At 44.2% G+C, this 18,860-nt stretch carries 16 protein-coding genes; 8 read left to right on the top strand and 8 right to left on the bottom strand.

What is annotated here, in order from left to right; translation table 11 throughout:
- Window positions 1-8: 8 nt before the first annotated feature.
- Genes rfbD through rfbA form a run of 5 tightly spaced genes read right to left on the bottom strand, consistent with a single transcriptional unit; the run spans window position 9 to window position 4,427 of the window.
- Window positions 9-896: a dTDP-4-dehydrorhamnose reductase gene (rfbD, locus tag BMY75_RS11350; protein WP_074833935.1), complete on the bottom strand. Its 888-nt coding sequence runs from the start codon at window positions 894-896 to the stop codon at window positions 9-11.
- Window positions 853-1,932 carry an acyltransferase family protein gene (locus BMY75_RS11345; protein ID WP_074833933.1) on the bottom strand — a complete coding sequence of 360 codons (1,080 nt, stop codon included), beginning with the start codon at window positions 1,930-1,932 and terminating at the stop codon, window positions 853-855. Before BMY75_RS11345 ends, rfbD begins: the two co-directional genes overlap by 44 nt.
- 1 nt (window position 1,933) lies before the next feature.
- Window positions 1,934-2,962 (bottom strand): dTDP-glucose 4,6-dehydratase, encoded by a 1,029-nt coding sequence (gene rfbB, locus BMY75_RS11340; RefSeq protein ID WP_074833930.1) that lies wholly within the window; start codon window positions 2,960-2,962, stop codon window positions 1,934-1,936.
- An 11-nt stretch (window positions 2,963-2,973) separates the two neighbouring features.
- Window positions 2,974-3,525, bottom strand: coding sequence for a dTDP-4-dehydrorhamnose 3,5-epimerase (gene rfbC, locus BMY75_RS11335; RefSeq protein WP_074833928.1), 552 nt, complete (start codon window positions 3,523-3,525; stop codon window positions 2,974-2,976).
- Window positions 3,526-3,539: 14 nt separating this feature from the next.
- Entirely contained in the window at window positions 3,540-4,427 is an 888-nt protein-coding gene (rfbA, locus tag BMY75_RS11330) for a glucose-1-phosphate thymidylyltransferase RfbA (RefSeq protein ID WP_074833926.1), read from the bottom strand.
- A 1,306-nt stretch (window positions 4,428-5,733) separates the two neighbouring features.
- Between rfbA and BMY75_RS18740 the strand changes: the two genes are divergently transcribed.
- Window positions 5,734-6,891 (top strand): cohesin domain-containing protein, encoded by a 1,158-nt coding sequence (locus BMY75_RS18740; RefSeq protein ID WP_074833924.1) that lies wholly within the window; start codon window positions 5,734-5,736, stop codon window positions 6,889-6,891.
- A 125-nt stretch (window positions 6,892-7,016) separates the two neighbouring features.
- Here the strand turns inward: BMY75_RS18740 and BMY75_RS11320 are convergent, their stop codons facing one another.
- The 3 genes from BMY75_RS11320 to BMY75_RS11310 are packed head-to-tail and all read right to left on the bottom strand — an operon-like array spanning window position 7,017 to window position 10,542.
- Window positions 7,017-8,171, bottom strand: a complete 1,155-nt coding sequence (locus tag BMY75_RS11320) for a glycosyltransferase (RefSeq protein ID WP_074833922.1) — start codon at window positions 8,169-8,171, stop codon at window positions 7,017-7,019.
- Window positions 8,172-8,191: 20 nt separating this feature from the next.
- Entirely contained in the window at window positions 8,192-9,214 is a 1,023-nt protein-coding gene (locus tag BMY75_RS11315; RefSeq protein WP_074833921.1) for an acyltransferase family protein, read from the bottom strand.
- Window positions 9,211-10,542, bottom strand: a complete 1,332-nt coding sequence (locus BMY75_RS11310) for a sugar phosphate nucleotidyltransferase (protein WP_074833919.1) — start codon at window positions 10,540-10,542, stop codon at window positions 9,211-9,213. The genes BMY75_RS11315 and BMY75_RS11310 overlap by 4 nt, the downstream gene beginning before the upstream one ends.
- A gap of 831 nt (window positions 10,543-11,373) precedes the next feature.
- Here BMY75_RS11310 and BMY75_RS11305 point away from each other — a divergent pair.
- From BMY75_RS11305 to BMY75_RS11275, 7 genes are all read left to right on the top strand, one after another.
- Window positions 11,374-12,093, top strand: a complete 720-nt coding sequence (locus BMY75_RS11305) for a sugar transferase (protein WP_081350531.1) — start codon at window positions 11,374-11,376, stop codon at window positions 12,091-12,093.
- Between the two features lie 224 nt (window positions 12,094-12,317).
- Window positions 12,318-13,457, top strand: a complete 1,140-nt coding sequence (locus tag BMY75_RS11300) for a polysaccharide pyruvyl transferase family protein (protein WP_074833917.1) — start codon at window positions 12,318-12,320, stop codon at window positions 13,455-13,457.
- A 29-nt stretch (window positions 13,458-13,486) separates the two neighbouring features.
- The gene (locus tag BMY75_RS11295) at window positions 13,487-14,704 is read left to right on the top strand and encodes a Coenzyme F420 hydrogenase/dehydrogenase, beta subunit C-terminal domain (protein ID WP_074833915.1); all 1,218 of its coding nucleotides are present in this window, start codon (window positions 13,487-13,489) and stop codon (window positions 14,702-14,704) included.
- Between the two features lie 19 nt (window positions 14,705-14,723).
- Complete coding sequence (locus tag BMY75_RS11290) at window positions 14,724-15,818, top strand: glycosyltransferase (RefSeq protein ID WP_074833913.1); 1,095 nt, start codon at window positions 14,724-14,726, stop codon at window positions 15,816-15,818.
- 26 nt (window positions 15,819-15,844) lie between these two features.
- A complete protein-coding gene (locus BMY75_RS11285) occupies window positions 15,845-17,008 on the top strand; it encodes a glycosyltransferase family 4 protein (protein ID WP_074833911.1) in 1,164 nt (387 codons plus the stop codon).
- Window positions 17,009-17,028: 20 nt separating this feature from the next.
- The gene (locus BMY75_RS11280) at window positions 17,029-17,847 is read left to right on the top strand and encodes a glycosyltransferase family 2 protein (protein WP_074833908.1); all 819 of its coding nucleotides are present in this window, start codon (window positions 17,029-17,031) and stop codon (window positions 17,845-17,847) included.
- 18 nt (window positions 17,848-17,865) lie between these two features.
- Window positions 17,866-18,837, top strand: coding sequence for a glycosyltransferase (locus tag BMY75_RS11275; RefSeq protein WP_074833906.1), 972 nt, complete (start codon window positions 17,866-17,868; stop codon window positions 18,835-18,837).
- Window positions 18,838-18,860: the final 23 nt, after the last annotated feature.

Raw genomic sequence — 18,860 nt, 5'->3', positions numbered from 1 at the left:
CCACCCGATTATTTTATTTCTTTCAGATATCTCGCTACTGCGTCCTGCCATGTTGGCAAAGGCTCAAAACCGTTTTCCACAAGCTTAGACTTGTCCAGTCTTGAATTGAAAGGACGCGCCGCCTTGCTGAGCCCGTATTCCGCAGTTGTCACAGGGGTGACTTTTGTATCATAACCCGCCTGCCTGAATATCTCACAGGTGAAATCGTACCAGCTTATATATCCGCCCTCGTTGGTAGCGTGATAGTAGCCGTATTTATCGCTTTCAGCCATGTCCACCAGCAGTCTTGCAAGATCATAGGTGTAAGTAGGTGTACCTATCTGGTCATTTACCACACGAACCTCGGGGTACTTTTTGCCCACATTCAGCATGGTCTTTACGAAATTATTGCCGTTAACACCGAAGACCCATGCTATCCTGACGATGAAATATTTATCCAGAGTATTAGCTACCGCAAGTTCGCCGTCAAGCTTTGACTGTCCGTAAACATTCAGGGGAGCATAGTCCTTGCAGTCAGGCTGCCAGGGAGTTTCTCCCTGTCCGTTGAAAACGTAGTCGGTGGAGATCTGTATCATCTTGCAGCCCAGCTTTTTGCATACATTCGCGATATTCTGAGGTCCATCAACATTTATCGCGCGGACTTTAGCGAGATTCTCCTCGTCCTCGGCAGCGTCAACAGCCGTCCACGCGGCGGGGTGGATAACAACATCGGGCTTGACTTCGGAAAGCACTTTTTCAACAGCCGCGGGGTCAGTAATATCAAGTTTAATGTACTCAAAATCCTGCGGAACACTATCGAGTATATCCGAGCCCACAGCCTCATGACCGCGCTTTGCCACCTCGTTCATTACATCATAACCGAGTTGACCACCAGTACCAGTTACAAATATTCTCATATATATCCTCCAGATGAAGTATTCTGCCTATCGCCGAAAACAGCTTATCCCTGAGATAATCCAGCAATATGCATACGGCAAACAATGCAAAAGAATACACGATTATCGAAGATATCACAACAGGCTGACTGTTGTGGGTCTCCATGAATTTCTTAACGGGATAGAAAACTATCGTAGGGTTTACCGTTATAAGGTAGACTGCAAGCACATATTTCGATATCCTGCTTGAAAATTCCGATATAGGTCCGTATGAATCCCAGAAAATAAACAGCAAACAAAGTGCCACTGCGCCTAAAACTATCAGCGGATCGTTGTAGCTGTAAATATACCACGAAAGTGTGGAATGTGATTTTCTGTACATCACAAAAGCCGCAAATGCCACAGCCGCCGAGGTCGCAAGATATATGCCCAGATACAAAAGCTTGGATTTAGGCAGCTTTTCACTGTTCTTGCGGCACAGCATACCCACAAAATACATATACAGACCGTGCAGGAATGTGTGTCCTCTGCCGATGCCGTCCCAGTCGAAAATAAAGCCGTACACAACTGCCACCACGCTGAGTGTTATCAGCAGTTTCTTCTGCTTTGAAGCATCAAGTGAATCGATAAATTCGTTGATGAACGGCGCAAGTATACAAAGCAGGAAATATGCGCCCATGAACCAGTACGTCGATATGGGGAACGCCACGTTGAACAGGTATTTCAGCGATTGCCCAGACATCAGCGTGAACTGCTTGCTGAATAGCATTACCAGGTACCAGATGAATAAATAAAATACCATCTCAACGTACAGCAAGACGATCTTTTTGGATTTCAGCTTGATGGAATAGTAGCCGCTTATGAAGAAAAACGCATTAACGGCTATGATGCAGAATGAGTTCAGCAAAAACAAAGAAAAAGGAAATTGATCGCGGCTTACATTGCCTGATCCGATGGCCTTGAGATCCAATGCATGAACGATGATATGATGTGCAGTTATCATTATCATCAGTATACAACGAAGCAAGTCAGTTGAATAATTGCGCTTCGCGGACATTTCAGACCTCCGCACGATTACCGTACATTTTCTCGTAGTAGTTCTGATATTCTCCGCTGATTATAGTTTCCCACCATTCGCGGTTGTTCAGGTACCAATCGATAGTCTTCTTGATACCGTCCGCAAACTTGGTCTCGGGCAGCCAGCCCAGTTCGTTGTGTATCTTTGTGGGGTCGATAGCGTAGCGCATATCGTGACCCTTTCTGTCTTCAACGTGTGTGATAAGGCTCTCGGGTTTGCCCAGTTCTCTGCATATCAGCTTAACGATATCGATGTTCTTCATCTCGTTGTGTCCGCCGACATTGTAAACCTCGCCGACCCTGCCCTTGTGTATGATAAGGTCGATAGCACGGCAGTGATCCTCAACATACAGCCAGTCGCGGACGTTAAGACCCTCGCCGTAAACAGGCAGAGGCTTGTCAGCCAGTGCATTTGCTATCATCAGCGGTATCAGCTTCTCGGGGAAGTGATAAGGACCGTAGTTGTTGGAACATCTGGAAATTGTCACAGGCAGACCGTAAGTTCTGTGATAAGCCATTACAAGCAGATCAGCACCAGCCTTTGATGAAGAATAAGGCGATGAAGTGTGTATAGGTGTCTCCTCGGTGAAGAAGAGGTCGGGTCTGTCAAGTGGCAGATCGCCGTAAACTTCATCGGTACTTACCTGATGATAACGCTGTATGCCGTACTTTCTGCAAGCGTCCATCAGCACCTGTGTGCCGAGGATATTTGTCTGCAGGAATATCTCAGGGTTCTCAATGGAACGGTCAACGTGAGATTCAGCCGCAAAATTAACAACGATATCGGGCTTTTCTTCCTCAAACAGCTTGTAGATAGCTTCCCTGTCGCAGATATCTATCTTCACGAATCTGAAATTCGGGTTCTTCATCACGGGTTCAAGTGTGCTGAGATTGCCTGCATAGGTCAGCTTGTCAAGGCACACGATGCGGTAATCGGGATAGGTATCCAGCATATGGAACACGAAGTTCGAGCCGATAAATCCTGCGCCGCCTGTTACAAAAATAGTCATATCGATTCTCCTTAAAATTCAATCTTGGATTCTGCCAGTGAGGGGTGAACTTTGTCCTTCTCGCTGAGTATCAGTTCGCCCGCTTCAGGCCACTCTATACCGATGGCAGGGTCATTCCACATGATACCGCCCTCGTCCTCGGGATGGTAAACGTCGTCACATTTGTATGCAAACTCGGCGTAATCGCTCAGTACAAGAAAACCATGTGCAAATCCGCGGGGTATCATGAACTGACGCTTGTTTTCCTCAGAAAGCACTGCGCCAACCCACTGTCCGTAGGTCTCACTTCCCTTTCTCAGGTCAACAGCAACATCAAACACCTCGCCTTTCAGCACACGCACCAGCTTTGCCTGAGGATAGGTCTTCTGAAAATGCAGACCCCTCAGCACGCCCTTGCGTGAACTGGACTGATTATCCTGAACGAAGTTGTAATCAAGACCTGCCGCCTTGAAATCGCTCTCTTTATAAGTTTCCATAAAGTAGCCGCGGTTGTCGCCGTAGGTCTTGACGTCGATTATGTAAACGCCTTTCAGCTTAGTCTCGTTAAACGTAAAATTACCCATCTTAAAAAAGCTCCTTAATATTTAATCTTACCCTCTGCCACCTTTTTGAGGTGCGCACCATAGGGAGATTTGCCGTATTTTTCGGCAGACTTCATCAGCCCGTCCTTGTCTATCCAGCCGTTGATGAAAGCTATCTCCTCGGGGGCGGAAATCTCTATTCCCTGACGGTTCTGTACCATCTGCACGAAGTTAGTTGCCTCCGCAAGACTGTCCATCGTACCTGTATCCAGCCATGCAAAACCTCTGCCCAGCAGCTGAACATCCAGCAGACCGTCATCAAGATACATCTCATTGAGGGTGGTTATCTCCAGCTCGCCGCGAGCCGAGGGCTTTACTGCATTTGCGCGGGCAGAAACTCCCTTGGGATAGAAGTACAGTCCCGTCACCGCATAGTTGGACTTAGGCTCCTTCGGCTTTTCCTCAATGGAAACAGCCTGTCCCTTTTCATCAAATTCGACCACACCGAAACGTTCGGGGTCGGGAACATAGTATCCGAAGACCGTCGCACGAGCATTATTCTCGGCATTTTCCTTGGCGGTACGGAGAATTCTTCCGAAGCCGTTGCCGTAGAAAATATTGTCGCCCAGCACCATAGCGCAGGCATCGTCGCCGATAAACTCTTCACCGAGAATGAACGCCTGAGCCAGACCATCGGGAGAAGGCTGTACCTTATAAGAAAGGCTGATACCGTACTCCGAACCGTCACCGAGAAGCCTTTCAAAATTCGGCAGGTCGGTGGGGGTGGATATTATGAGTATATCCTTTATGCCAGCCAGCATCAATGTTGACAAAGGATAGTAGACCATAGGCTTGTCATAAACAGGCAGAAGCTGTTTCGATGTTACCATCGTTAATGGATAGAGTCTTGTGCCGGAACCGCCGGCTAGAATAATACCTTTCATATCGTTCACTCCCATTATTAATGTATATTATCAGCTGTATATCTCCACTGTGCAAAAGCGACAATTTGAAACACAGCCCGCCGTACTAATAATTATCCCTTATATTATACTATTTTTTAGCGGATATGTCAAATCCCTCTTGTAAAAATAGAATGAATTCTCGGCGCTGTTATGTCAATTTTAAACGGATAAAGCCGCCAAAAAACGATAATTATGCTTACCTGATCATATCAATGAACAGTAAATGAACAAAATCGATTAATTTTGCATGTGCATAAATTATAGCTAACCGACAAATTCGCTGAAATACCCGCTTGAATTTTCGATATTTCGTATAATTATCCGAAATGTTCAGAACCGGAAATTATCTGACATTTAACTACGAATATCAATCATTGAAACATGCAGGATCTGAGATATACAGCGTTTCTTAGCTGATAATATCAAAAAGCAACAGATCAATCACCAATCAAAACACTAAAAATAATACAACAATATTTTTCAAACGTCAATACTTATCATATATCAAAATCACTTCATCGGCAAACTGATTTTTACTTAACCGTGTACGAAATCGACAATGCTACAAAAAATAATCGCATATCGCCGAAACAAGAACTAAAACATCGGTTAATTATTTTATTGTTTACTTGAAGTTAACAATTGAGTCAAAATACTTTTATACAATATGTCCATTGCAACTATTGCTGTTTGATGTTATAGTATAAATAAGCGGAAGCCCTGTATCAAACAGAATACACCCCTATTGTAAAAGATGACCGGCGGCAAAAGCACTTTGGCATTACCCTCGGAGTTATCAGGCAAATCCGATATACCTTACATATATAAGGTAACTTACAGTAAGCATTCTCATCAGGCAAGCAGCATCTCTCAAATGCTTACTAACTCATGACCTGCAAAACCGCAAGCATACTTAACATGATATCGGTTTGACTGCTTTATGATAAGATGTAGATTTTATATGTTTGGCATCTCACTGATGTTATATAAGAATATTATCTTATTCAAAATATACTAAACTTCCCCAAAAGCACCGAAATAAAAGTTGTATTATATACAAATTGTTATAACTTATATAATTATACTAATGTGATAAACCCCGACCGTAATATTTATTTATTTTAACTATTGCAAGCATATAAATGATATGATATAATTAAATAAGTTAAGAAATCGGATCATAGGGAGAATAGGCTATTATAGGATTGGCAGTTTTTATGAAAATTGCATTTTGATCCGATAGTACTTGACGAAACATACTAAATTAATATGGAGGTCTTTTTAGATGAACATGACAAAAGTTGTAAGCAAATGCGCAGCAGTTCTTTCAGCAGTAGCAATCATGGGATCTACCGCTGCAGGCATTGTTCCCGCAACATTCGCAAATGCCGGCAATGTTATCGTAGCCAGCGCAGCTGATATCAGCGATTTCGAGTATGACGGCACATATTTCACAGGCGACCTTTACTGTGCAGTAGGCAGCTCTTTCACAATGGAAGTTATCCTCGGCACTCAGGATAAGGCTTATGGTACCAGCGGTTTTACTTATGAGTGGTACTACAGCTCCAGCGCTACCAAGGGTACAAACAAGATCGAACAGTTCAACTGGACAAAGCTGAACTACACCACAAAGGCTATCACTGTTAACATGACTTCTGCTATGAACGGCGCACACATCTACGCTGTTAAGATCAACAAGTCTACAGGCGAGAGAACCTCAACTCCTATGAGAACACTCTGCAGTGTAAAGGCTAACCTGCAGCTGGGTACATCCTCAGTCAGCAATTCTTACGTTACAGTTCCCGTATACCTCAGCGGTCTGACAAACAACCAGATCTCTGCCGGTACTATGACTCTGAACGTAGATAAGAGCGTATTTGATGACGTAAGCTTCTCTTTCGCAACAAACTCTCTGAGCAGCCTGGATAACTACGCTAACGGCGAGTACACCAACGCATTCTACAATGTATCTTCAGCTGCAACACTCAGCGGCAATCTGCTGGGCACATTCACTCTGAAGGTAAAGAGCGGCGCAAATCCTAACGGTTCCAAGCTGACTCTCAATATCGACAAGCCCACCCTGACAGGTGACAACTTCAGCGGCAACCTCGTATACGGCATCAACACCGCTACCACAGAAATAGGCAAGTCCTCTTCTACCAGCGACACTGTTCCTAAGAACTTCAGAGCTGTTACCAACTCTCAGTATCACCAGATCCAGTTCGTTTGGGACAAGGTACAGGGCGCTGACAAGTACGGCATCGCTGTATATCTGGCTGGTAAGTGGAGAGTTCAGACTTCCAACATCACTACAAACAGCTATATCACTCCTAAGAACCTGACTCCCGGCATGACCTACAAGGTTGCTGTTGCTGCAAGAGTAAACGGCAAGTGGGATACAACAGGTGCTATCAAGAACGCTATCACTGTTACTGTTAAGTAATTCTGCAAGCGATCGATCATGATAATCAAAACGGCAGCTTTTTCGGAGGCTGTCGTTTTTTTGTCTGAAATTTACACATAAAAAACAAAAGGCATCTTCCGCGGAAGATGCCTTTTTATCACGTATCACAGTTCTTTTATCATTTTCTTGATGTTATCGGCAAAGATATCATAGGTGAAATTATCCAGCACTCTATCTCTGCCCGCGCTGCCCAGCTTTTCCCTCAGTTCGGGGTCGCCAGCCAGCTTTTCAAGAGCATCAGCATAAGCCTTGCTGTCGGAGTTCGGGCACTCAAGACCCGTAACATCCTTGACATTAACATAATTAACTCCGCTGCCGGGGATAGTGAATGTCACCGCAGGCTTACCGAAATACATACCCTCTGCCAGCGCGATGCCGAAAGCTTCGTTCTTTGTAACCGACGGGAAACAGAATATATCGCAGGCCATCAGACAAGCGATAAGCTCGGTGTCGCTGATCTTTCCAAGGAAATGCACCTTGCTGTCGCCAGATGCTTCTTTCATCAGCATACCTGTCAGTTCGCCCTTGCCGCCGATAAGTATAGCAAACTTATCGTCCAGATAACGGCTCGCCTCAACCAGCTTTATAAAGCCCTTGTAGGGAATATGTCTGCCCAGACCGAAGCATATGGTCTTATCCTTGTACTTTTTGCGTATCTTCGCCGCAAGTTCCTCTATCTCGGGTGTAACTTTCAGACGCTCATTGTTGATGCAGTTGGGTATTACCATACACTTGTCCTTGAAACGGCTAAGGAACGGACTTCCCTTTATATAGTTCGGGCTTGTGGCGATGATCCTGTCAGCCCGTTCAAGCAGTTCGATATTCTGGCGGTAAAACAGCTTCGAGAGCACCTTCTGCTTTGTGATATCCAGATGCCAGTAAACCACCAGCTTGAAATCCTTCTTTTTGTATCTCAGAAGCATCTCCGAAACAAATGGATTTGGATAATGGAACACAATGATATCGGGCTTGTAACTCTCCATAACGTTTTTGAGTTCCTTGTAGTAAGTCACGGAAAGCGCCTGAGAAGCCACTTTTGCCACCGAGCCACAGCGAATGACCTCAACGCCGTTAACGTCATCATGAACAGTCTCGCCCCTGTGTGTAGTCACACCATCGGTAGTGGAATCCTCATTGAAGCAGATGATCTTCTGCTCATAGTCCTCCCCTTTCAGCGCCAGAGTTATGTCAGCCGCGACCTCCTCAACTCCGCCTATAAAGGGATAATAGTATTTTGAAATATGTAAGATCTTTTTCATAATCGAAGCCTCTACATTAATTATTTCATCGACATCTCGATGCTTTTCGCTTTGCTGAGCATGGGCTTTTCAACATACTTTGTCAGCAGATGAGCCAGACCCAGACTTGCCGCGAATTTTATCACAATGAACAGTACCAACTTCACAATATACAGTTCCGCCTTTTTATCCGGATTCTTCGGATCAACCAGAACAATGATCTTCTCAAGGATCAGCTGCGGTATATCCGAAACCAGGAAGAATGAGAATCCAACACTTCCCAGCTTATTCATTGCCTCGACCGATACTTTGTACTTGTCCGCAAGCACAAACAGTGCAATGCCCGCCACATATGCAACAATATATCTGATAAACTCTCCTCTGTATGAAAGAATAACACTCGGCACAAAAGCAGCCGCATATATCTCCAGATATCTCGAAATACTGCGGATATCGCCGTATTCCTTGTACTGTATGCCTATCAGACCAAACATTATCAGAAGTACAAAAGCAGTCGGTATACCGTCATTGTGTGTTATAAATCTCAGTAGTGAGATCAATACGGCACCTATGCCTCCTGCAATAAATAACCTTTCAATGGTCTTTTCGCTGGCATACTCAAAGAAATCCGCCGAAAGAACAGCCAGCGCCACAAAGAAGCAGACCTGTATCGGCATCATCCAGCTTGTACCGATTAATGGGGAAGATCCAAAAAACTTATTGAACAGCGTCATATTGAACAACAGATCTTTAATGTGCGAGAATAATCCTACTCTCGCCAGAACTACCTTCGTGATATATGTAGCCACCAGTATCAGCCAGAAAACAGGGTACATTCTTACAAAGCGGTTGTACAGATACTGTTTTCTCGTCCTTTTCTGCCTTGCCTGTACCGCCAGATATCCCATGATAAGGAAAAATATCGCAACACCCGTCCTGCCAATGACAAAACCAACTGAATTGTCAGCCCACGGCATCGGCGGATGAGCAAAAAACACAAGCAGTGCCGCAAACCCTCTCAGGGTAGATATCCATCCGTAATTATTTTCGTTGTTGCCGCTCATTTTTTCTTATCCTTACAATGTTCATTTTCATATATGATCTTGTCCGTCCTGCTGATCTCTTCACCGATCTGCACCTCAATGAGGGACATATCCGTATCAGCGATGATCATATGCTTCATACCTGCCCTGGCAGTCACAGTATCTCCCGGCTTAACAGGTATCTCCTTGCCGTCCAGAATAAATCTGCCCTCGCCCGAGATAACAGTCCACACTTCGTCACGATACTCGTGGCTCTGATAATTCATATTGTTTCCCGCGAATATCTTTATCTTGACAGTCATAGCCCCGGGTTCTGTGTCGATGACCGTGTAGGTTCCCCATGATTTCTCTGCGTAGCGAACATCACCCGCGATCTTCTCCACATAGGGCTTCATATATCCGCTGCGCTCTTTATCCGAGACCAGTATTCCATCACCGCTGACAGCTATCACCATATCATGACAGCCCATACACAGCACAGGTATACCCAGTTCATTGACCACCTGCGTGTTATTACAGGTATCATCAAGGGTAACATCGCCCTTTGTAGCGTCTGCCATTACCTCAGCCATCATGTTCCATGTGCCGACATCTTTCCAGTCGCCCGAATAGCGCACCGCCTTTATAGAACTCTCCTTTTCGACTACTGCGTAGTCAAAGGATATCTTTTCCAGTGTATCATACTTTTCAAGTATCTCATCATAGCCCGAACAGCCCGTTATCTCCTGTACCTTATCTAAAAGATAACCCAGCTTGAACGCAAACACGCCTGCATTCCACAAAGCGCCCTGTTTCAGGTATTCCGCCGCAGTCGCCTTATCGGGCTTTTCCTTGAAAGACCTTACAAGGCTGACGGCATCCTTTTTATCGGGTATGATGTATCCGTACTTATCCGACGGATAAGTTGGCTCGATGCCCATCAGCGTAAGATTCGTATCACCATTATTAACATAAGCTTCCAGCGATTTTACGCACTCATAATAACTGTTGTCAACATAAGGGTCAACAGGACATACTATCACGCACTCGTCCCTGTCAACTTTTTTCACATCGTGAAGATATTCCGACGCAAGTGCTATTGCAGGAAAAGTATCGCGCCTGCAAGGCTCTATACATATAGACACCTTGTCGCTAAGCTGATTCCTTATAGCGCTTACCTGTGAACGAGAGGTCGCAATAGTTATACCCGCATCACTTACAGATGTTATCTGACGGTACACACGCTGAAGCATGGACTCATAATCGTCATCATCATTCTTGAACAGTCGTATGAATTGTTTACTTTGCACATCATTTGACAAAGGCCATAGCCTCTTGCCGCTTCCGCCGGACAATAAGATTATATTCATTCCATATCCCCCAGTTCAGCTGTTATTTCCCGTTACCAGGATTTAGCAATAACAAGCTATTACGCGATATCCGCCCCTCTGAGCCATGACTTCACACAGCATCAGTACACCTTAATTATGGGGTAATGATATCGTTTACAAAAATATTCCTTTATATTTCGGGATGACCCTGAATCGTAACAAATCAGTGAAATCACATATATTATATATTTAATATTGTACTGCATTTCGTTCGATATGTCAAGTAACTCACGTTTAATTGCATCGGTTATTTTAACCAATTAAGACAACTAAAATACAATATCCACATTCTTCCATGTTAAAATATTATCCTGTCCCCCATTTAACAATATTGATAACAAAATAACAGCGCCAATTTCTGTGTTTTACACATAAATTGCGCACATGTAGTAAGTAAATTAGTTTTAAATTCATTAAATTTATGCACAAATCATTTCCGCGAAATTACGTATATATATAATTTTGAAATTGTACTAAAAAAAAGCGGCGGATATTATTTATAGTGATGAAAAAGATTAAAAATGTTGACTTTTGCTTATATGCGTGATATAATATATTTAACAAAAAGCAACCTGTTGATCTTCAAACAGGCCGCATACATCGCTTAATTAAGCTGAATCAGACTTAAGAGGCGAACATCATTTATACATATGTATATAATATATGTAACTTCGATTTATAGTGAGGTCGTTTCATTAGCGCAGGGCAACCGGAACACAGTCCGGACCTTATGTCAAAGCACATCATTCGCAAGTATGGCTCACAATGCCATCGGAAAACCTTGAGACTATTGAAAATGGGGAGAAAGAAATGATGAATTTAAATGCACAAACAGATACAAGCATTCTGGCAGGCAGCATAGAAATGACATCTTACAGCGAAACAGCGCTGCAAGAAAGAGAAATTACCGTTTCACACGGCATACTCTACAGAAGAAAACCTTTATATGAAAAAATAAAGAGAGCGTTTGATGTAACGTCTTCACTGATAGCACTCCTGATGCTGTCACCTCTTATGCTGGTAGTCATGGCTCTGATCGTTATAGATGACTTCGGCAGTCCTTTTTATATGCAGGAAAGAGTGGGAAAAGACGGCAAGATGTTCAAGATCTACAAATTCCGCTCAATGTACAAAAAAGCTGATAAAAAGCTGGAGGAACTCCTGGCACAGGACGAATGTAAGGGCGCCACTTTCAAGATGAAGAACGACCCCCGCATCACCAAGATAGGTCACATCATTAGAAAGACCTCTATCGACGAGCTTCCTCAGCTCATCAATATCCTTAAAGGTGAGATGTCGATCATAGGACCCAGACCCTTTATCCCAAGAGAGCAGGCAAATCTTCCGGATGACAGACTCCTGGTAACACCCGGTCTCTCCTGCTACTGGCAGATCGGCGGAAAGAACTCACTCACAAAAGAAGAGCAGATAGAGCTTGACAGAAAGTACATACAAGACCGTTCTGTTCTTGTGGATATTGGTATTATAATAAAGACCGTTTTGTTCGTTTTCAAGATCGGCAATTCCTGAGTCTGAATCGATCCGGTGCAAGTCCGCTGTGATTTTGCACCGTTTTTTTATGTTTTAGAGAGGATTTTTAGTTCAAGTCCTTTTTGGAGTTCATGAAATTTTAATGTTTGTCACTTGAAAAATTTTATCAAAATTTGGTATAATTTATAGAGTCTGAATTATTGAATTTCACCTAGCAGATAATTGCTGCATAAAAAATGAAAGATTAATCTAGGAGAACCGCTATGAAAAAAGTTGCAGTTGTGGTATGCCCTAATATAAGGAATTTTGGAAGCGTTCTGCAGTCATACGCAACGCAGAAAGCTGTTACAAAGCTGGGTTATGACAACGAGTATATCAAATATGTAAAGACCAAAAAGACAGCCTACAAATATCTTATACAGCTGCTTATACCGTCCATAATGGCGGAAAGATGGTCCTTTGTAAAAAGAAAGTTTTTCCAGAAAAAGAACAGCGAGCTCATCAGCAGGCGCAACAAGGCTTTCGATAAGTTCGTTGATAAGTATATGGTAGCTTCACCCAAGTACGTAGGATACGATCAGCTAAAAAAAGCTGCAGGCAAGTACAGTATGGCTGTCCTGGGCAGCGATCAGGTCTGGAACCCCATCAACAGCGGTTCTGATTTCTATACTCTCAACTGGCTGAACAGCGGGACAAAGCGCGTGGCTTATGCGCCAAGCTTCGGTGTTTCAGAAGTACCCGCCCTGCTGCGTGATTTCTATAAAAAATTCTTGAACAAGTTCGATCATATATCCGTCCGCGAGAAAAGAGGCTCGGTCATCGTAAAACAGCTGACTGGCAAAAAAGTGCCCGTGGTCTGCGACCCCACCCTGCTCTTCAAGGCAGAGGAATGGGACGATATACAGCCCGAAAAGCCCGTAGCTGAGGGCAAATACATCTTCTGCTATTTTTTAGGAAACAGAAGAGAGCCCCGCGAATGTGTGCTGAAACTGGCTGAAAAGACAGGTCTGCCTATCGTTATGATGCCGTTTTTCGGCGAGATATCGGAGTATGACAACAAGCTCAATGCGAAATTCGTGGATAACCCCGACCCATCGCATTTTGTGAGCGCTATAAAAAATGCTGAGTATGTATGCACGGATTCCTATCACGGTACAGTATTTTCCATTATTTACCGTAAAAACGTGATGGTTTTCAGGCGTCACAGCGCCGACAGCAGCAAGGATACATTCTCCCGTCTTGAATCTCTGCTTTCCATCGCAGGCATGAAAGACCGCGTGGTGAACGATGTCTGGGAGGACAGGTTCATCACCGATAGCATAAACTACGACGAAGTGACTGAAAACATCGACAAATTAAGGAAATATTCCTGGAACTATCTTTCAGACTCACTTAAAAACTGATGGAGAGATCAAGCCCGGAGGATCAAACAATGAATATTTCAGAGCGTGTCAAAAAAGACTGCTGCGGATGCAGCGCCTGTATGAACAGCTGCCCAAGGGACTGTATAAAAATGACTCCCGACAAGGACGGATTTTTATACCCCGAGGTATGCGAGGTGCTGTGCGTTGAATGTAATAAATGTGTAAAGGTATGTCCTGTTCTTAATGAGGATACACCCGCTAACAAGCCCAAAGCCTATCTGGTAAGGAACAAAAGCAAGGAACTGCGCAAGACCTCTACTTCAGGCGGATTCTTTGCTGCAGCGGCAAAATACGTCCTCAGCGAGGGCGGTGTCGTTTTCGGCGTGGGATTCGATGAAAATTTCCATGTAAGACACAGCTATATCGAAAATTTAAAAGAGATCAAAAAATTCAACAGATCGAAATATGTCCAGAGCGAAGTTGGACATACTTACAGAAAAGTCAAGGAATTTCTGGCTGACGGCAGAAAAGTGCTGTTTTCCGGTACTCCATGTCAGGTGGAAGCCCTGCTGAATTATCTGGGCAACGACCCCAATGATCTCTATACTATGGATATCATCTGCAAGGGCGTTCCATCGCCTAAATTCTGGAAGAAGTACCTCTCATGGCATAAAAAGAAGAGCGGCAAGGATATCCGCGAGGTAAGGTTCCGCGAAAAGACCTACGGCTACGGCAGTACTACCATGAGGGTAGTATACAGCGACGGCACCGAGTATGACGAGCCATACGATGTTGACCCCATGCTTCAGTTCTACAGCAAGGAGATGATATCAAGACCTTCCTGCTATGACTGCAAATCAAAGGGCAAACACAGGCGCAGCAGCTTTACTGCGGGCGATTACTGGTATGTCAGCGGCGCAGCACCAAGAATGGACGATGGCATAGGCGTTTCGCAGGTACTGGTAAACAACGAAAAAGCCGCTGCCGCATTTGAAGAGATCAAAAAATATCTGGACGTTGAACCTCTGGATTTTGATAAAGACAGCGCAATAAACGGCGGCATGATGGTAACTTCAGCCAAGCCGAACCCACGCAGGGAAGAAATGTTCGCAGACCTGGACGGAATGTCCATGTCAGGACTGCAAAAGAAATACTTCCCCGCTACCTTTAAACTGAAAAACAGGATAAAGCGTAAGATACGTCCCATTATGTACAATATGGGTATCCTTAAGATATATAAAAAAAGCATGAGAAAGCGCCAGAGTACGAAAGGCTCAAAGCGCTGAATATCGGAGGCATGGTGAAATGAAAAAAGTTTCGGTATATACAAGGGGCTTCACCCACGCGGCAAGCTATTACAGGATCTTGCAGTATACTGAAAAGATTAAGGACGCCAAGATCACCAACAGATTTACCGTCACAGATAAAATGTTCAGAAAGTATTCCAACTTTCCGACCCTCATCTGCAAGATACAGTACCACCTGATGATATTTTTCAGGAACTTCCGCAATTTTGCCGCTGATATGATAGCCAAGCCCGATATCGTGGTGATATCCCGCGCGGCAGTACCGAAGGTATGCGTTTTCCCCATAAGCCTGATGTATGAGCATATCCTGAAAAATTCAAAGGTGATATGGGATTTCGATGACGATATTTTCGGCATAAACGAGATCACAAAAGCCGAAACAAGGCTTCTGATGAAACACAGCGACCATATCATAGTCACAAGCGAATATCTGAAAAATAAACTGAACCCTCGCTGTAAAGAGATAACCTCTTTCCTGCCTACAACAGACGGCGACCTGCCTGTCAAGGACAAGGAAACTGTCAACAGAGAAAGAGAAGCATCCTACGGCGAAAAGGTTAATATCCTGTGGGTAGGCTCATCTTCGGGACTGAAACATATACGAAATGTCGTTCCGGCACTGGATAAGGCCGCAAAGGCTGTAAAGGAAAAGACGGGCAAGACAGTCACACTGACAGTCATATGCAATCTCCCGCTGGAATCGGAAACTAACTATCTTAAAATCGAAAATATCCTCTGGGCGAGAGATATCGTCCCCGCAGAGATGCTCAAAGCCCATATCGGCATAATGCCCCTGCTGAACATCAAGCGTTCGCTGGGCAAGGGCGGATTCAAGCTGGTGCAGTATATGGCAACAGGACTTCCATCCATAGCTTCCGATGTAGGATTCAACAGCAATGTTGTCATAAATAACGAAACAGGTATCCTCGTTGACGATAAAGACGATACCGACGGCTGGGCAGATGCTGTTATGCAGCTTTCAGTCGATATTGATAAATGGAAAAACTTTAGCAGGGCTTCTATGGAAAAATGGGAAGAGAACTTTTCCTTTGACCGCAATATGGAAGCATGGCACAAAATGCTCACCGAATAAAGCCCCGCAAAAAGGAGTTACTTTAAATGAAACTGGTTTTTATACACGACGGACCTCTGTTTTACGATAAGGACGGCAATTACTACGAATTTGCCTATCATGAGCTGTATGAAAGATATTCATATCTGGCGGATAAAATAACCTTCATGATACGTACAAAGCCCGTGGAGGGCAAAAATTTCACACTGGTGCCACCGCAGATAAAGGTCATAAGCGTACCTAATTTCAAAAGCCCCAAGACTATCCTTGTAAACAAGCCCAAGGCTGAAAAGATAGTTGAAAAGTGCGTAAGAGAGAACGATTACTTCGTACTGAGAACACAGAGCTCCATCGCACAGCTGGCAGTGAAGTATATCAAAAAGTACAACAAGCCATATATAGTTGAAAGCGTAGGCTGTTCCTGGGACAGCTACTGGAACCACGGCCTGCTGGGAAAGGCAGTTGCGCCTTATATGTACTGGAAGACCCGCAGCATAATCGGTCAGGCTAAGTACGTTTACTACGTTACAGGAGAATTCCTGCAAAGACGTTATCCTACCAAGGGCAAGACCGTCAGCTGTTCAAACGTCGTAATAGATGCACCACATAAAGCTACACTTGAAAAGCGTCTTGAAAAGCTGAAAGGCTTTGACCCCAAGAAAAAACTGGTGCTCGGCACTGCTGCCGCTCTCGATACCCGCTATAAGGGTCAGGAGTACGTTATACGCGCCATCAAGCCCCTGACTGATATGGGCTACGATGTGGAATATCATCTGGCAGGCGGATATAACGGCGCAAAGCATGACTATTTCCTCCGCGACCTTGCAAAAGAGCTGGGTGTTCTTGACAAGGTGAAGTTCGTAGGAAATCTCTCGGCAGATAAAATGCCCGATTATTACGATTCTCTGGATCTCTACGTTCAGCCAAGCAAGCAGGAGGGTCTGCCCAGAGCCGTTATAGAGGCTATGAGCCGCGGCTGTCCCGTTATAGGCACAAGTATCGCGGGCATACCCGAGCTTATACCAAAGATATGCCTTTTCAGAAAGGGCAGTACCGATGAGGTAGTCAAGGCAGTACAGCGCGTGCTGGGTACCGACCTTGATAAGCTGGCAAAAAAGAACTTCAAAAAATCGGAAGAATTTAGCAGAGAAAAGCTCGTCAAAAAGCGCGAGAAGTTCTATGATGAATTTCTTGCTGAATACAGAAAATGATCTTAAGGGTGGTTTGATCTATGGCTCATGCCGCAGGGATAGTGCTTTATAATCCCGATATAAACAGGCTGGAGGAAAATATCTCCGCTATCGCTCCGCAGGTGAGTGAACTTATACTTATCGATAACGGTTCAAAAAATATCGACGAGATAGCGGAGCTTACCGCAAAATACCATAATATCACTTATGTGAGGAACGATGATAACTACGGCATAGCAAAAGCCCTGAACCAGATCATCGATAAGGCTGAAGATCTGGGTGAAGAATGGGTGCTGACTCTCGATCAGGATACCGTCTGCCAGCCCGATATCATCGAAACATACGACAGCTTTTCAAAGCGTGCCAAGGATAACGTGGGCATCATCACATCAATGTACAAAGACCGCAGCGTTGAAGTTGATTTCGGCTTGACAAAGGACTACGAAAAAGTCAGCTTCTGTATAACCTCGGGAGCTTTCAATAACATAAAGTCTATAAAAGCCGTAGGCGGATTTGATGAAAAGCTGTTCATCGATATGGTGGATTACGATATCTGCTATGCCCTGACCCGCGGCGGATACAAGATAATCCGACTTAATTATACAGGCTTCCTGCACGAAGTGGGAAGAAGTACCTCACGTAAGTTTTTCGGAAAGGATATCATCATATTCAACCACTCCCCTTTGCGGAAATACTACTGGGTGCGCAACAGCATCTACCTGAAACGCAAGTATAAACTTGGTTTCAAGTCCGATGTGAGAGTTGTAAAAAGAATGATCCAGACACTGCTTTATGAGGACGATAAATTCCATAAGCTGAAAAGTATGTTCAAAGGCGTGGCTGACGGATATAAATTATAAAAGGAGAGATAGCATAAAATGGCTGCCATCGTAACGGTCTGCATTGTAAGCTTCAATCATGAAAAATGGCTGAGAAAATGTCTGGGGAGCATCTGCACACAAAAAACAGATTTTGAATACACGGTGCTTGTCCATGATGACTGTTCCACTGACGGCTCAATAGCTATCATTGAAGAGTTCGCACAGAAGTATCCCGATAAGGTGCATACTATCATACAGGAAGAGAACCGTTACAGCAAGGGCATAAACATCGTTCAGAAGTACGTTATACCCGCTATCAAAACAAAGTATTTCGCTATATGCGAGGGCGACGATTACTGGTGCGATGAAAATAAGCTCCAGAAACAGGTGGACTATCTGGAAAAACATCCCGAATGTAATATGACATTCCATAACGCAAATGTGGTGGATACGGATGATAACTATCTTAAAACTTTCTATCCCCGCAAAATGTGGAACGACAAGAAGCTTTACAAAGCCCTTGAAAATCCCGAAGGCACCGATATCTCGGTGGCAGACCTCATAAGGCTGGATTTTACTCCCACAGCTTCTATCGTGGGCAGAACTGAAAATCTCCGTCCTATCCTGAACTTTTCAACTTCTCTCGACCTTGTGGTCAGACTTGTGACCACCTACGACGGCTGTGCCCATTATTTCAACGAGATAATGAGCGCTTACCGCACTAATAATCCGAACTCCGCTTCGGGCTCAATAAAGACAGATCCCGAGAAGCTGAAAAAGAATTTTTTTGACCGTCACTGCGGTCTGCTGAAAGAGTTTGACGAGTTCACAGAAGGCAAATATCATGACGAGATCGAACATATAATAAAGCGTAAGGAACTGATCTACTATCAGCACCTCAACGACCTGAAAGGAATGAAGGCATCAGGGGTATACAACGAACTCACCCTATACGAAAGGCTGAAATACGATGTCAAAGACAAACTTCCTTTCATCACCGATCTGAAAAAGAAAATTAAGAGATCATAAGTACAATCACGGCACAAAAGTAT

It is taken from the genome of Hominimerdicola alba (assembly GCF_900109655.1).
GTDB lineage: Bacteria > Bacillota > Clostridia > Oscillospirales > Ruminococcaceae > Hominimerdicola > Hominimerdicola alba_B.
Note: the sequence above shows the minus strand (reverse complement) of the source record. Positions and strands in the feature narration are given on the sequence as shown.

Bases quoted from the DNA above. Each gene is read 5' to 3' on its own strand.
- BMY75_RS11300 (WP_074833917.1), top strand. From the start codon at position 12,318: ATGAAAAAAGTTGCAGTTGTGGTATGCCCTAATATAAGGAATTTTGGA.
- BMY75_RS11280 (WP_074833908.1), top strand. From the start codon at position 17,029: ATGGCTCATGCCGCAGGGATAGTGCTTTATAATCCCGATATAAACAGG.
- BMY75_RS11290 (WP_074833913.1), top strand. From the start codon at position 14,724: ATGAAAAAAGTTTCGGTATATACAAGGGGCTTCACCCACGCGGCAAGC.
- BMY75_RS11275 (WP_074833906.1), top strand. From the start codon at position 17,866: ATGGCTGCCATCGTAACGGTCTGCATTGTAAGCTTCAATCATGAAAAA.
- BMY75_RS11295 (WP_074833915.1), top strand. From the start codon at position 13,487: ATGAATATTTCAGAGCGTGTCAAAAAAGACTGCTGCGGATGCAGCGCC.
- BMY75_RS11285 (WP_074833911.1), top strand. From the start codon at position 15,845: ATGAAACTGGTTTTTATACACGACGGACCTCTGTTTTACGATAAGGAC.
- rfbA (WP_074833926.1), bottom strand. From the start codon at position 4,427: ATGAAAGGTATTATTCTAGCCGGCGGTTCCGGCACAAGACTCTATCCA.
- BMY75_RS11305 (WP_081350531.1), top strand. From the start codon at position 11,374: ATGATGAATTTAAATGCACAAACAGATACAAGCATTCTGGCAGGCAGC.
- BMY75_RS11345 (WP_074833933.1), bottom strand. From the start codon at position 1,932: ATGTCCGCGAAGCGCAATTATTCAACTGACTTGCTTCGTTGTATACTG.
- BMY75_RS11310 (WP_074833919.1), bottom strand. From the start codon at position 10,542: ATGAATATAATCTTATTGTCCGGCGGAAGCGGCAAGAGGCTATGGCCT.
- BMY75_RS18740 (WP_074833924.1), top strand. From the start codon at position 5,734: ATGAACATGACAAAAGTTGTAAGCAAATGCGCAGCAGTTCTTTCAGCA.
- rfbD (WP_074833935.1), bottom strand. From the start codon at position 896: ATGAGAATATTTGTAACTGGTACTGGTGGTCAACTCGGTTATGATGTA.
- rfbC (WP_074833928.1), bottom strand. From the start codon at position 3,525: ATGGGTAATTTTACGTTTAACGAGACTAAGCTGAAAGGCGTTTACATA.
- BMY75_RS11320 (WP_074833922.1), bottom strand. From the start codon at position 8,171: ATGAAAAAGATCTTACATATTTCAAAATACTATTATCCCTTTATAGGC.
- BMY75_RS11315 (WP_074833921.1), bottom strand. From the start codon at position 9,214: ATGAGCGGCAACAACGAAAATAATTACGGATGGATATCTACCCTGAGA.
- rfbB (WP_074833930.1), bottom strand. From the start codon at position 2,962: ATGACTATTTTTGTAACAGGCGGCGCAGGATTTATCGGCTCGAACTTC.